The following is a 12750-nucleotide window of genomic DNA, read 5'->3' as shown; positions in this document are numbered from 1 at the left end:
GGCACCTCCCAGGGTCTCGCCCGTGGCCTCGCCGCCGAGCAGAACGGCTACCGGCTGAACGCCGCGACCTGCGGCGTGCCGGCCGGGCGACCGACGGCCTTCCGGTTCACCGTCACGGGCCCCGACGGCTCCCCTGTCACCGACTTCGTGACGGAGACCTGCCACCACGAGGACCGGGTACTGCGGCTGCGGACCGTCAGCGGGCGCCGGTGCGCTTGCGGCGCCACCACCAGGCGCCACCCGCGGCGAGCACGACCACCACGGCAGCACCGATGGCGATCGGGACGGCCGCCGAGGAGTCGCCGCCCGAGGCCGTCGCCGCCGCGCTGGGCGAGGCCGTCACGCTTGGGGCGCCCGATGCGGTGGCCGGCTCCGACGGGATGGCCGGCGCCGAGGCGGTGGCGGACGCGGACGGCGTGGCGCTGGTGGGCGCGGCGGACGGAGTACCGATCGGGGTCGCTCCGGGCGCGGCGACGGCAAGCTTGGGGGTGGGCGCTGGGTGCTCGGGCTCGGCACCGTCCTTGGGCAGCTCGATCCAGCGGTCGATGCGGCCGTCGCTGTAGGTCTCCAGGGTCTTGAAGACCAGCTCCTTGGTGTTGGGCAGCTGCTTGATGGTGATCTTGTAGACGGCGTCCTCGCCCGGGACGAGCGCGGTGCCGCCGACCGTGAAGCCGTCGGCGCGGCGAGGGTCCAGCCGGACGGGGCGTCGGCCAGGGCCACGTCGGAGGGGGCGATGCCCCCAGGGAGGACGACCTGGAACATGGCGAGGCCGGCGGTGGTCGACTCGGCCTCGGCGGTGAAGGTGACCGTGGCCTGGGTCGCCAGCGCCTGGGCGGTCTCGGACTCGACCTCCACGTGGGCGAAGGCCGGGACGGCCAGCACGAGGGATCCGGCCACGACCGCCGTGCCGGTGGCGGCCCGGCCGAGCAGGCGGGAGGGGTTCATGGGCAGGCACTCCGGGGGGAGATGGCCTCGGGCCGGGGGCGCGGACCGCACGACCCGTGCCCGCACCAGCGGCCGGCGCCCGGTCCTGTGACCGAAGGCGGCTTTCTTGAGGGTGTGCCGCTCGGCGGCGCCGCGGACATCCACTGGTTCCAGGACCCGTACGGTATGGCCCGCTGTACGAACAGAATCTGGGTGGCAACCCGAGCAAGAAGGACGTCCTGTGGCCGGGATGTGGCTACGAGCCCTACGGCCGGAGACGAGCTACGGGACAACGCTTAATCGATCACAATGACGGGGTGGTCGGCGGGGTCGATCCAGCGCATCGTCCGGGTCATGAAGGCGGCGGGAACGGCGACGCAGCCGGCGGTGGCGCCGGCCTGGGCGCCGAGGTCGTGGAGGAAGATCCCGGCACCGCGGCCCTTCACGACCGGGGCGGTGTTGAAGTCGATGACCAGGACGTTGTCGTACTGGACGGGGTGGTCGACGAGGTGCTCGCTGCCGAGGGGGCCCTGCTCGGTGAGGTGGAAGCCGCCCTGGGTGTCGGTCCGCATGCGGTTGTAGTGAGCGGAGGAGGGGTCCTGGACCCACCAGTCGTGCCCGGTGACGCGGTGGTAGGGCATCCTCGTGCCCGGGTCGGGGGCGATTCCGAAGGCCTGGGTGATGGTGTAGGTGCCGGTGGGCGTGGTCCCGGTGCCCTGGACGCGGGTGAGGCCGTCGTGGAGTCCGCCGGACCCGATCCGCGCGTCGGCGGTGGAGGCGAGGGAATGCCAGACGCCGTCCCTTCGGCCCCACAGGGTCACGGTGGCGCGGGTGCCGTCGGCCTTGACCGCGATCGCCTGGCCGGCCCGGCCGGCCGCCGCCGGTACGGGGAACGGGCCGTCGGCAGCGCCCGCACCGTGGGCGGGGCCCGCACCGGTCACCGTGACGGCGACGCCGAGCGCGACGGCCACCGCCGCGTAACGGCCGGCCGGGCCACGTCGGGTGACGGGGAGTCTTCGGGTGCCGGGGAGTTTTCGGGAGACGGCCATCGAGGGTCCCTTCTGGCGTGGACGACACGGACGACGTGGCGGAACAGCGTGCGGCGGGTCGAAGGCCGAGGCCCGCACCGCATACCGTCAAGCGGCGCCCCGGCCGACCGCGGAGAGCGGCGAGCGGTTGGGGCGCGATCGGGCGACGGGGGGCCGGTCGCGCTCGGGGGTTCGCGTGGCCCGCCTCTCCCCCAGCGTCGCCACCGGCCCAAACCGTGTCCACCAGGCGCCACCACCCACGCGGCCACCCGAGTGCACCACGTGCTCCGCCCGGACCAGACCCCGCCGCCGGACACCCGCCCGGCCGGCAGCCCCAGGCTCTGCGCGGCGCTGCAGCCGGTGGTCTTCGGGTCGAAGCAGAACTTCAGCTCGGCGTTGGAGAACTTCTTCAACCACATGGTGTCCGTCGACGACGTCCTGACAGACAGGGACAGCGGCGCGGTGTCGCGGACGACGTCCTTCAAGAACATGAAGGACGTCAAGAACACCGTGTTGTCGCCGAGGCAGTGACCACCGCGCACCTGTGCTGCTCAAGCCAGTGGCAGTGAGCCTCATTGACCGGGCAGCCCGAGCCGGCGGGCCGGCAGTCGACGGAACCAGGAGAGGTTGCAGCCCGTCGGACCGTGGGGTCAAGTCTTGAACACCCCGCCCCCTGGATGAACAGTCAGGCAGTCGCTCACGGCCAACCCGGACCGTCCCCCGCCAGGAGACACCGAAAACCCTGGCGGGTGGAGCTCCAGCAGGGTCGACCCACCGACTCATGATCGAATAGTGTCGATGCGCACGCCGGACCGTGCCCTGGGGACCCGGACGAGTTGGGGGAAGTTCACATGATCGAACTGTCGGCGACGCCAATGACCTGGGTGGCGGCGGGAGACAGCATCACCCAGGCCGTCCTGCACACCCACGGGGCACGGGGCTGGGTCGAGCACGTCAATGAGCGGATCGGCTGGCAGCTGGGTCGGCTCACAGACGTCGTCGTCAACACCGGGGTCTCCGCCTGGCGGGCCGGCGACGTCCTCGGGTCGTACGACCACCTGATCGGTCGGTTCAACCCGGACGTGCTGTCGATCTCGCTGGGCACCAACGACGCGCGCGCCGGTCTCGCCGGGCTTGACACATTTCACACCGACATGCGGGAACTGATCACCCGTTCCGAAGGTGCCCAGATCGTCCTCCACACGCCCGTCCCGACGAGTCCGACAGGTCGGGTCGCCCGCCCCGAACTGCCCGCCTACTGCCAGGCCGTCCGGGAGATCGCCGACGAGATGGACTTGCTCCTGGTGGACCACGAGGCACACTGGCTGGCCCAGTTTCCCGACGGCGACCCGATCGCTTGGCTCGACGACCCGGCGCATCCCAACGCGGCCGGCCATCTCCAGATGGCCAACCACACCCTGCGCACCATGGGACTGGGCGAGCTGACCGGTCTCTGACCCAGCGCGCGACAGTACGGGCGAGTGGCGGATGGCCTCCTGGACGCGGTAGCGGCCGGCCAGGGGCACCGGGTCACCACGCCGTCACCCGGACAGAGGATAGAGCTGCCCCGCGGCCGCGTCCCGTGACGGACGAACTTGACCGACTGCTATGGCATCTCGACCGGCTGAGGGCCGGCCCGGTCCCGTGCAACGACGTGGGGGCGGTTGAGCAGGTCACGGCGGTGTGGAGTGGTCCGCCGTGACCTTGGTGCCGCCTCGGGCCGTGCTCTTCCTGCCCCCGGCTAGCCCGCCAGTGCTGCGAGTTCACCCAGGATGCGGGCCGCCGGTGCCGGGTCGACCAGCCACTTCAGGTGGCTGCCCTCGAGGGTGCGGACGTCGTACGGGTTGTCCGGCGTCAGCGAGTTGCCCTCGCGGATCAGCCGGTCCTGTATGGCGAGCGGCAGGCTCGTGTCGTCGGCCAGGCGGACGTACGTCTTCGGAATGCGGCCCCAGGTCTCGGCCTGCGCCCGGTCGGCGGAGGTGCCGACGTCCAGGTTCTCGTCCGGCTGGAAGGTGTTCAGGAAGGTCAGGAACTCCTCGTCGGTGCCGTCCGCGAGGAAGGCCGCTTTGAAGGCCGCGAGGGCATCCGGGTTCGCGGTGCGGAAGTTGACGCGGAGCAGACCGAGTTCGGCCGGGTTCCCGACCAGCGCCAGGCCCAGGGAAGCGGCGTCGACCGTGGCCATCTCCGGCTCGGCGTAGTAGGCGCTGACGTCGAGATCGACAGGGCACCAGGCCGAGACGTATACGATGCGGTCGATCAGATCCGGCCGCGCATTGGCCGCAGCCGTGGCCGTCATGCCACCGCGGCTGTGGGAGACGAGGATCACCGGCCCGTTCTGCTTGGCCCGTTCGAGGATCCCGATCAGGTGGGCGGCGTTGTCGGCGAGGGTGACGCCCTTGATCGAGCCGGGCTCCGTGGCGAGCTCTTCGAGATCTTGTGGCGCCTGATAGGCGCGCGTGCAGGTCGCCCCGAAACCGTGCCCGGGCAGGTCGACGGCGACCGAACGGTGTCCCAGGAGGCCGAGTTCGGCCTGGAGTGGGGCGAAGGCGAAGGAGTTGGAGAAGGCTCCGTGAACCAGTACGAATGTCGGTTGCATCTGTCTACTCACTTTCTGACGTCCCGTGGCATCGGCGGCACCTGCGTCGCCGGTCCCGGCCCGCAGTCACATGCTCGAACCGGACGTCCCGGCAGGACCAGAGCGGGCGTCGCATCCGGGCGCTGCCTTCGAAGAACCCAAGGCCAAACACCCCGAGAGCCGGATCCGCGTACGCGCCCCCGAGCTCCCCCACCGCCACCCCCGACGCACAGGCATCCCGTGCCACTCAAACTTCGATGACATAAACCTAATGATCATCACGGTTCGATGGCAATGATCAAGGTTCAGTGGACAGCGCCTGGATCCGCTCCTAGCCGAGTGCCGGAAGGTCCTCGGCTGGACGGCGTCCCCAGGCCGAGATCAGCGGCGCGAGCGTCAGGTCGAGTTCGCCCGCGTGGATGGCGGCCAGGTGCGCGTCGATCTCGGCGTCGTCGGCCAGGCCGGCCGCGAGCAGCTCGCCGCGCACGTGCCGGATGGTCGCCGCCTCCAGCCGGTCGCAGGCCGGCCCGCCGACCGGGAATGAGCCCGCCGCGGCGACATCCACCAAGCCGGCCTCACGCAATGCCCGCGGCAGTGTCCGGCCGTAGCGCAGGTCCGCGCCGCGGCGCGCCAGCAGCTCCCGGACCGCGTCGCGCAACCGGTTGGCCCGCCGCTGCGCGGGGCCGCTGTCGTCCAGGCATGCCAGTGGCTGCAGAGCGGTGTCGGCGTCCTCGACCAGCAGCCAGCCGCCGGGCCGTAGCGCTGACGCCATCGTGGCCAACGCGCGAGCCCGGTCGGGTACATGGACCAGAACGAGCCGGGCGTGCACCAGATCGAACGTCCCCGGCTCCGGGGGCGGATCAGCGGCGACGTCGTGCCGGCGCACCTCGTACCCGTCGCCTGCCTTCAGCCACGACGGGTCGATGTCCGTGGCCAGCACGTGCCCGGTCGGACCGACGGCCGCCGCGAGCGCCTCCGGGATACCGGGGCCACCGGCCCCCACCTCCCAGCAGCGCGAGCCGGCCCTGACTCCCAGTCGATCGAAGTGCCCGCGCGTCACACCGTCGAACAGCTCGGCCAGCCAAACGAATCGCTCGCCCGCCTCGGCGCGCGCGTTGTCCAGCAGGTACCCGCGGGCGGGAGCGGACTCTCCACCGAGCGCGGTAGTCCCGCCTATCGAATCCGGTCGGCCAAGGACGTGCGGCGGACGGGGCGAGGAAGTCATGACTACATGGTCCACCTTTCCAGGCCACCAGCGCCACGACGACGGGAGAGGGATGTCTCACACAGCCTGCGAACCCCGCACGCCCTACAGCACGGTTCTGCACCGTGGCGCGCCGGAAGGGTCCATGCATTCGGCCCCCACAGCCGGCGCACCAGGCGCGGGACAGCGCGCTGACCGGACTGTCGGCCATGGCGGGTTCGACCTCGTACCGGGCGCCTTCGATCACAACGTGAAGTCGGGGCCAGCGGATCGAGCGGATGCACGTCCCCGTTCGTGGCGGGTGGCCCCTCTTCTCCGGTTCGGACTCCAGGGCTGAGAGCACACACCGACACGGCGACAGGTCCACCTCACCCCGCTTGGCGGTTTCCGCAATCGCGCCCTCCAGCAGGGCTTCGAAGACCCCGGCGTGCCTCCACTGCCGGAAGCGGTTGTGGACAGTCGACCAGGCACCGAACTCCCGCGGGAACTCTCGCCACCGGCCGCCCGTCCGAAACCGCCAGATCACGCCCTCGAACTGAAGTCGCAGCCGCTCGGGGTACTGGCCCGTACTCACCGATCGGCAGCTGCGGCTCGATGAACTCCCACTCGACATCTGTCAGTTGCGCTCGCGTCACACAACACGATCCATCTGATCAGGCGCGGCCACGAGGGCGGAACCCTCAAATTGATCACTGCCCGATACGTGCCCTGACACGCCCGGAATGGCGGACCCGCCACAGCACTCCTGGGCCGCCGAGCAGAGCAGCCACGCCTCCCGTCGGCGCTGCTGGCCTCCCAGCCGTCCGGGCCCTGCGCCCCCCGTTTCCGGCGGGCCCGACCGTACTGCCGCAGTTCGACGCGCTTACGGTGTCGCAACGCCTGACTGTGACAGCCAGAGTCAGCAGCCCTGCGCCTGGGCGTCTGTCGCTGTCATCCAGCGGTGAGCGCCAAGTCGTGGACCGAGAAGCGGAGTTGCGGGTCGCCGCAGGCAGCACTACCGGGCTGACGGGGCAGGCCGGGTCCTGCGCCGGGTCAATGTCAGGACCCGGCACTTCGGGGGCGTGGGCGCAGGGGCTGGCCTCCGGGTGGCCGCCGAGCAGGGCTGGCGGCTCGACCATTCGTTCCCCGCCGATCCGCAGGACACCCTTCACCTCTGCCGCGCGGAGGATGCCGTCCGGCGGCGGCGCTGACACCGCGTCCTGTGCGGAAGCCTCCCGCGGGGCGGCCGTCGCCCCACGGAAGGCCCGTCCGGCGGCTGCGTCCGGGGTCGTTCCCTGGCGCCGGCGGTCAGCCGGAGGTCAGGAGCAGCTGGCGCGGTCCCGCCCGTCAGCGGGCGCCTCGCACGCCACCGAACGGTGGAATGCCGAGCCGCCCCGGGTAGTCCAGACAGATGCGGTCAGGCAGCATCGTCCTGTACCCCGGAGCTGGCGGCACCGTCAACCTCGTTGCCCCGCAGCTCGGCCACGACCGCCACCAGCACACGGACCGGTTCCTCCGCCTCCGCGACACCCGCCTCGGCCTGCCGCGGCGCCTGCCGGGCCAGGTCCAGCACCTGGCCTGCGGCCGACCGCCCCGCCGCGGGCACCCGAGACCCCAGGCCGCACGGGGGGCCTGTTCGTGCAGGTGGGCAGCACACGCCGGCAGCACCGCCCGGGCCCGTGGGTCCGCCACGTGATCGTGGACCACTCGCTGAGCAGGTGCCACGGGATGTCCTTCCGGAGCGGTACCCGATCCAAGTGCTCTTGCCGGCCCTGGTACCGCTGAGCGAGCTCGCGTACGGCGGCCCCAGACGGCACCTCCCGCACGAACCGGGCCAGGTCCTCCGCCTGCTCGGTCTCCCCCTTGAACCGTCCCTGCGGACGTCCAACCCCCACCCCGCGCCCCCTGCTTTGTCCGCGGCCAAACCGGATTGTCCGCCACCCACCTGGGTGTTGCCGACTTCTGGTGGACGGACAATCCGACATGCCGCACGGTGGGACCTCCACCGGTTCTTCGGACAACTTGGCGGGGCCGAAAAACCCGCGAAGGCGTTCCGGGAGCGAACCCAGGACGAGACCTTCCGGTCCGTCCATCATCGAAGGGAATTCCATGCGATTTCACGGTCGGACGGCTTCTGCTGCCGTCGTCATCAGCGGCGCACTTCTCGGTGCGCTGGCTTCCGCGGCGCCCGCACAGGCGAGCGGCGCGTGGAACGAATGGGGACTGGGCAGCTACCACGCCGGCCTCGACGGCACCGCCGGGAGCAGCGACGTGACACTCGGCGGATTTGCCTGTGGCGGTTGGAGCGCCAGGCTGTTCTACGTGCAACTCGTGCGATCCGATGGAACGAAGATCCGGTCCACGAAGAGCTGGGCGGCCGACGGCACCTACCAGTACCAGACCTTCTACGGGGCGACCTCACCCGGCACCACGTACTACGTCCGCTGGTACGGGCAGGACAGCAACGAGAACAACGGCTTCCCCGCCAAGTGTTCCGGCGCGGGGTTCGACTCCTGAACCGGCCGGTACCGGCGGACCGGCCGGCCCTCATGGCCGGGCGATCCGCCGGGCGGTCCATCCTGCCGGGCAGACCGAGGGGAGGGAACCGATCTCGCGTGGGTGTCCACCGGAACGGCCTGGTGTCGAAGGTCATGTCAGGCTCTGCCGGGCTGATCGCAGCGTTTGCCCTACTGACCGCCTGCGCCGCTGGGACCTCCTCGCCGAGTCCGCCGTTCGACGTGCTCTCCGCCGTCGAACGCGGCACGACGGCAGGCCTCGAATGGCGCGTCGAACTGGTACACAAGGGCGGTGAGTTGTGTACCGCGGCAAGAGTGCGGGACGACCTCGTGGGACTGGCCTGCCAGTCTCCTTCGACAGCTGAGAGTCCGTTGAACTTCGCCGTCGACGGGCACACGAAACTCATCCTGGTCCACGGCCTGGTCAGCCCCCGTGTCAGCAGCCTGGAAGAAGTCGACGTGGGCAACCGGGCCCCGCGCATCCTGCCCATCCACGCGCTGCCCGCCGACCCTGCCCATCGCTACTTCGCCTACGCCGTGGTGCCGGGTCAGGCCGTAGACCTCATCGCCCGTGATGCCGACGGGGCCGTCCTCATGTCCGGCGCCGCCAAACTCGCCGATGTCCAGACCGTGGACGACGGGCCGCCGCCGAAGCGCGACGGCCCGTAATCATCCTGTTCGGCCCGGCTCTACGCCGGACCACACCGCACCGCTCCGACAAGACGGATGGAAGAAGGACAGCATGTCGTTCACCGGAATCCTCAGGGCCCGCACCATACTCGCTACGGCCACGGCAGTACTGGCGGGCGCCGTCATCGCCACCGCACCGGCCACCGCCTCGACACCGCAGCAGCCACAGTCACCGATCGCCTGCTGGTCCACCGACTACCACTGGTGCGACATGCTCGAGTCCAGGGACGCCAACGCGGAAATGGATGTCTTCTGGGGCAGCGACGGTCATGAGTACATCGACTCCGTCCTCAACACCAACCACTACGGCCAGAACCTGTGGATCCTGACCTGGACCGGCAGTGGCTGGGACTGGCTGGGGATACCCGCAACCACCAGCATCGGCAACGGCTGGTACACCGCACAGGACAACAGCCGGTCCGACGCCGGCAAGACCATCAAGATCGCCGTGTTCAACTGGACCACCAACGCGTACATGTACTCGAACGCCCATTGAGCAGGCCTGACGCCGCAGAACGGTTCCGACGTCCTGCCGGCCCGGAACGCGGTACGCCGCCAGACCCCACTGGAGCAGTCCCCCCAGGCCGGCCGAACCGCGCCTCTACGACACCGCGCTGCTCCCCTCACCCCGGGTGGATCCGGGTTGAACTATGCCCTGTCAGAGTGGGCTCATCCGGGGGATTCGTAGGGCCGGGACGACCGCCAGTCAGCCGTCCGACAGTTCCCATATCCGACGTCACCACTGGCGCCATCGTCGCACCTGCGGCTGGAGTAGATCCTGGCGTCCGCGGACACCGGGCCCGGCGAGCGGGAGATCGAGGACCTGGACGGGGTGTTCGCCCGGCTGGCGCGAGAGAGCGCGGGGATTCAGGACGTGGAGCTGCTGGTGGACGACCTGGTCGACGCGCTGCCGACTGCGGGCCGCGGTGATCGGGCGAGGGCGGCGCCGCCCTCGCCCGATCACCGCGGCCCGCAGCCATGACGACAGCAGGAACAGAGCGAGGCCGGACGCGGAACCGGACGGCGAGCACCGGGAGGTGGAGACCACCTGGGCGGTGCTCGCCTCGCTGTTCCAGTTCCGCATCGCCACCGCGGAGCAGCGGCGCCGGCTGCACGCCCCGGGTGGCGGCATCGGGAAGACGCGCGGCCGGCTGCGGCGGTCGGGCCGAGCAGCCCACGTCCCGACCAGCAGCGGCAGTTCCGGCCGGCACCCATGGTGAGCGACTCGCGGATCGGCCTTCAGCCGATGGAGCGAGCCCCCTCGATGAGCCCCACGCGGGCCTCGTTCAGGGCTTCTGTTTGCTTGATCAGGTGATCAACGGCGTTGGTCACGAGAGCCATCTCGGCCGGCGTCGTCCAGCCCGGCCGGTGGATGATCTTGAGCAGCTCCTCGTGACCGTCGTTGGTCACGGACTTGGTCACCGTAATGAGGTGGTGAATGCGCTGCTCCAGGTGAGCCAGCTGGTCCTTCTCCATGGTGCGCCCAACTTCCTCGGTCGTAGTGGCACGAACAGGCCATACCTACCCAAGATGGCTCGCCTTGTCATCGGACCGAACGGGTGGCGTCACCCGGTCTCGTCCGACACGGGTCAAAGGGCCGCGTGGTAGCGGCCGACTGGAGATGCGCACCAACGTGACCGATCGCCGCACGAGTTGGGTGATCCAGGCAGCTGGCGGCCGCAGCCCTATCCCGCGTTGCGCGGCGACAGCCGCCGTGTAATCCGGTCGAACAGATCCTCCAGCGGCTCACCGACGTCCCGACCGAACTCGGTCAGCCCGTAGGTGACCTGAGGCGAGGCCGTCGGCTCGACCTCCCGCCAGACCGGGCCGTCCCGGACCAGCGCGCGCAGGGTCTGGGCGAGCATCTTCTCGCTGATGCCCTGGATGCTCTCGCGCAGCCTGTAGAACCGGAGGTTCTGACTCCGCAAGGAGATCAACACCCAGATGCCCCATCTGCTGTCGTCGCCGCGCCCTTCGGCGACGCCGGGGTGCCCATCATCGACCCGGCGGACATCGCCGAGGTCGCGGCGGCCTGCCTGCTGGATGACCGGCACACCGGCGGCGTGTACGAGCTGACCGGTCCGGAGGTGATCACACCGCGCCGCCACGCGGAGGCCATCGCCGCCGCGCTGGGCTCGCCGGTGCGGTTCCATGACCTCACCCGCGACGAGGCCAAGGCTGCCATGGCGCAGAGCATGCCGGCCGAGCTCGCCGAGGACACCCTGACCATCCTCGGTTCCCCGAACCCGTCCGAACTGCGCGTCAGCCCGGACGTCCAGCGGATCCTCGGCCGCGCCCCGCGCCCGTTCGCCGACTGGGCCGCCCGCAATATCGCTGCGTTCCGCTGATCCAGGTCAGCGTCGCTGGAACTGATCGGCTTGCGAGCGGCGATCAGGACCAGTGGATCGGTCCTGGAAGGAGGTCGCCGAGCAGGCTCGCACGACGCCCACCCACAACCTTTGACCGTTGCTCCCAGCCCCTGCGCCGGCCGGGCGGGCTTACCTGGTGAGTGGTAGCAGTCAAGATGTCCCTGCTTCTCCTGACGTCCGGACGATCCCCCGCTCAGACGTCCCACCTGTCCGGGCTGTGGAGGAGCGGCTGGATGCCTACGTCACCGCCCTGATGGACGCGCTGGGCTGAGCCCAGGCGGTCCGGGGGCACGGCCCAGCGCGGGTACCGGTATCGCCCGCGCGCAGGCGGGACGCCCGATCGGGTGACTCGACGCCGGTGGTGGCGCGGGTGTCCCGGCCCATTGGGGGCAGGCGGATAGCTTGTTCGGGATCCGCCCACCAGTAGCGGCACCGACGCATGGGAGCGGTGCCGTCCAGGCCGGATCCCCGGCCCTCACCATCCCATCGCAGCAGGGAGTGCCACCGCCGGCATGGACGTTCTCTTCATCACGAGCGTGGCGGTGGTCGTCGCCGACCCGCCGCTGGGCCGCAAGCTGTTCATCGAGGCCCTCGGCCTGCCCCTCGAGGGGGAAGACAACGGCTACTACTCCAGCGGGAGTGTCTCCGGCAGCAAGCACTTCGGCCTGTGGCCGCTCTCGCAGGCGGCCGAGGCGTGCTTCGGCACGACCCAGTGGCCCGCAGGCCGGGTGGTCCCGCAGGCATCGATCGAGTTCGAGGTGGCGAACGCGGAAGCCGTCGCAGCCGCCGGGGCCGAGCTTCAGCGCGCGGGCTTCGAGCTGGTGCACCAGGCCCGCACCGAGCCGTGGGGCCAGACGGTGGCCAGACTACTCACGGCGGACGGCCTGATCGTCGGGATCTCCTACGCCCCTTCGCTGCACGACGTTCAGGACGACCAGCATCCCGGGTGAGCCGGGCCCGTGACCGGCGTGGGCGACGCGGAATCGCCCGCCGGTCAGCGGGCGGAGGGCCTCACGTACTGCTGCCGGGCCGCCGGGGAGGCCGGCAGTCGGGCAGCGGGCGGAGGGCCTCACGTACTGCTGCCGGGCCGCCGGGGAGGCCGGCAGTCGGCCGGCTCGCGCGTCCCGGCCCGCGAGCGGTGCCAGCGCGGGCGCCGGTGCCGCCGCGACCACAGCGCACACCCCGGGCCACCCCACCGCCTGGTAGGCATGGGCCCCCGCCCAGGAGCCGACCGTCCCGCCGAGGTAGCCGCAGGTCATGTACGCGGTGTTGAGCCTGCTCCGCGCATCGGGGCGCAGCGCGTAGATCCGCACCAGGTTGGCGACCGCCCCGCACTGCATCCCGACGTCGAGCAGCAGCGTGCCCGCCACCAGGCCCGCGAGCCCGACCGCGCCGCCGACGGCGCCGGCGGCCAGGACGGCGTGCGGGAAGGGTGGGGGAACTGCGGCTCGGCGGTCGTGGGTGC

General features: G+C 70.9%; 15 protein-coding genes and 2 pseudogenes. 8 read left to right on the top strand and 9 right to left on the bottom strand.

Going from position 1 to position 12750, the window contains the following annotated elements; translation table 11 throughout:
- Positions 1 to 196: 196 nt before the first annotated feature.
- Positions 197 to 955, bottom strand: coding sequence for a DUF1775 domain-containing protein (locus tag OG286_RS39510; RefSeq protein WP_331742398.1), 759 nt, complete (start codon positions 953 to 955; stop codon positions 197 to 199).
- Positions 956 to 1220: 265 nt separating this feature from the next.
- Positions 1221 to 1973, bottom strand: a complete 753-nt coding sequence (locus tag OG286_RS39505) for a L,D-transpeptidase family protein (RefSeq protein WP_331742395.1) — start codon at positions 1971 to 1973, stop codon at positions 1221 to 1223.
- 261 nt (positions 1974 to 2234) lie between these two features.
- On the opposite strand from OG286_RS39505, the gene OG286_RS39500 reads away from it, so the two are divergent.
- Entirely contained in the window at positions 2235 to 2483 is a 249-nt protein-coding gene (locus OG286_RS39500) for a hypothetical protein (protein WP_331742393.1), read from the top strand.
- Between the two features lie 320 nt (positions 2484 to 2803).
- Positions 2804 to 3409, top strand: a complete 606-nt coding sequence (locus tag OG286_RS39495) for a GDSL-type esterase/lipase family protein (RefSeq protein WP_331742391.1) — start codon at positions 2804 to 2806, stop codon at positions 3407 to 3409.
- Between the two features lie 284 nt (positions 3410 to 3693).
- Here the strand turns inward: OG286_RS39495 and OG286_RS39490 are convergent, their stop codons facing one another.
- The 4 genes and pseudogenes from OG286_RS39490 to OG286_RS39475 all read right to left on the bottom strand — a co-directional run bounded on the left by OG286_RS39490 (position 3694) and on the right by OG286_RS39475 (position 7316).
- The gene (locus OG286_RS39490; RefSeq protein WP_331742388.1) at positions 3694 to 4548 is read right to left on the bottom strand and encodes an alpha/beta hydrolase; all 855 of its coding nucleotides are present in this window, start codon (positions 4546 to 4548) and stop codon (positions 3694 to 3696) included.
- A 310-nt stretch (positions 4549 to 4858) separates the two neighbouring features.
- Positions 4859 to 5752 (bottom strand): methyltransferase domain-containing protein, encoded by an 894-nt coding sequence (locus tag OG286_RS39485; RefSeq protein WP_331742385.1) that lies wholly within the window; start codon positions 5750 to 5752, stop codon positions 4859 to 4861.
- Between the two features lie 334 nt (positions 5753 to 6086).
- Positions 6087 to 6366 (bottom strand): annotated as a pseudogene (locus OG286_RS39480) (transposase); the annotation flags it as partial.
- Between the two features lie 761 nt (positions 6367 to 7127).
- Complete coding sequence (locus OG286_RS39475; RefSeq protein ID WP_396325687.1) at positions 7128 to 7316, bottom strand: hypothetical protein; 189 nt, start codon at positions 7314 to 7316, stop codon at positions 7128 to 7130.
- 503 nt (positions 7317 to 7819) lie between these two features.
- On the opposite strand from OG286_RS39475, the gene OG286_RS39470 reads away from it, so the two are divergent.
- The 4 genes from OG286_RS39470 (at position 7820) to OG286_RS39455 (ending at position 10136) form a co-directional block, all read left to right on the top strand.
- On the top strand, positions 7820 to 8227 hold the full coding sequence (locus OG286_RS39470; RefSeq protein ID WP_331742383.1) for a hypothetical protein: 408 nt from the start codon (positions 7820 to 7822) through the stop codon (positions 8225 to 8227).
- Positions 8228 to 8349: 122 nt separating this feature from the next.
- Positions 8350 to 8895: a hypothetical protein gene (locus OG286_RS39465; RefSeq protein ID WP_396325686.1), complete on the top strand. Its 546-nt coding sequence runs from the start codon at positions 8350 to 8352 to the stop codon at positions 8893 to 8895.
- Positions 8896 to 8968: 73 nt separating this feature from the next.
- Entirely contained in the window at positions 8969 to 9412 is a 444-nt protein-coding gene (locus OG286_RS39460; RefSeq protein WP_331742376.1) for a hypothetical protein, read from the top strand.
- Positions 9413 to 9953: 541 nt separating this feature from the next.
- Positions 9954 to 10136 (top strand): hypothetical protein, encoded by a 183-nt coding sequence (locus OG286_RS39455; RefSeq protein WP_396326140.1) that lies wholly within the window; start codon positions 9954 to 9956, stop codon positions 10134 to 10136.
- Positions 10137 to 10155: 19 nt separating this feature from the next.
- Here OG286_RS39455 and OG286_RS39450 read toward each other — a convergent pair whose 3' ends face one another.
- Both OG286_RS39450 and OG286_RS39445 read right to left on the bottom strand, forming a co-directional pair.
- Entirely contained in the window at positions 10156 to 10392 is a 237-nt protein-coding gene (locus OG286_RS39450) for a hypothetical protein (RefSeq protein WP_331742371.1), read from the bottom strand.
- A 209-nt stretch (positions 10393 to 10601) separates the two neighbouring features.
- Entirely contained in the window at positions 10602 to 10862 is a 261-nt protein-coding gene (locus OG286_RS39445) for a helix-turn-helix domain-containing protein (protein WP_331742685.1), read from the bottom strand.
- 12 nt (positions 10863 to 10874) lie between these two features.
- On the opposite strand from OG286_RS39445, the pseudogene OG286_RS39440 reads away from it, so the two are divergent.
- Both OG286_RS39440 and OG286_RS39435 read left to right on the top strand, forming a co-directional pair.
- Positions 10875 to 11264: pseudogene (locus OG286_RS39440) on the top strand (NmrA family transcriptional regulator); the annotation flags it as partial.
- Positions 11265 to 11797: 533 nt separating this feature from the next.
- On the top strand, positions 11798 to 12235 hold the full coding sequence (locus OG286_RS39435) for a glyoxalase (protein WP_331742369.1): 438 nt from the start codon (positions 11798 to 11800) through the stop codon (positions 12233 to 12235).
- Here the strand turns inward: OG286_RS39435 and OG286_RS39430 are convergent.
- Positions 12152 to 12655 carry a hypothetical protein gene (locus OG286_RS39430; protein WP_396326139.1) on the bottom strand — a complete coding sequence of 168 codons (504 nt, stop codon included), beginning with the start codon at positions 12653 to 12655 and terminating at the stop codon, positions 12152 to 12154. The genes OG286_RS39435 and OG286_RS39430 overlap by 84 nt on opposite strands.
- Positions 12656 to 12750: the final 95 nt, after the last annotated feature.

The organism is Kitasatospora sp. NBC_00039 (genome assembly GCF_045160625.1).
Lineage (GTDB): Bacteria > Actinomycetota > Actinomycetes > Streptomycetales > Streptomycetaceae > Kitasatospora.
This window is presented reverse-complemented; position numbering and strand designations above follow the sequence as displayed.

Coding starts and splice junctions, on each gene's coding strand:
- OG286_RS39505 (WP_331742395.1), bottom strand. CDS start 1,973: ATGGCCGTCTCCCGAAAACTCCCCGGCACCCGAAGACTCCCCGTCACC.
- OG286_RS39495 (WP_331742391.1), top strand. CDS start 2,804: ATGATCGAACTGTCGGCGACGCCAATGACCTGGGTGGCGGCGGGAGAC.
- OG286_RS39490 (WP_331742388.1), bottom strand. CDS start 4,548: ATGCAACCGACATTCGTACTGGTTCACGGAGCCTTCTCCAACTCCTTC.
- OG286_RS39485 (WP_331742385.1), bottom strand. CDS start 5,752: ATGACTTCCTCGCCCCGTCCGCCGCACGTCCTTGGCCGACCGGATTCG.
- OG286_RS39470 (WP_331742383.1), top strand. CDS start 7,820: ATGCGATTTCACGGTCGGACGGCTTCTGCTGCCGTCGTCATCAGCGGC.
- OG286_RS39460 (WP_331742376.1), top strand. CDS start 8,969: ATGTCGTTCACCGGAATCCTCAGGGCCCGCACCATACTCGCTACGGCC.
- OG286_RS39450 (WP_331742371.1), bottom strand. CDS start 10,392: ATGGAGAAGGACCAGCTGGCTCACCTGGAGCAGCGCATTCACCACCTC.
- OG286_RS39435 (WP_331742369.1), top strand. CDS start 11,798: ATGGACGTTCTCTTCATCACGAGCGTGGCGGTGGTCGTCGCCGACCCG.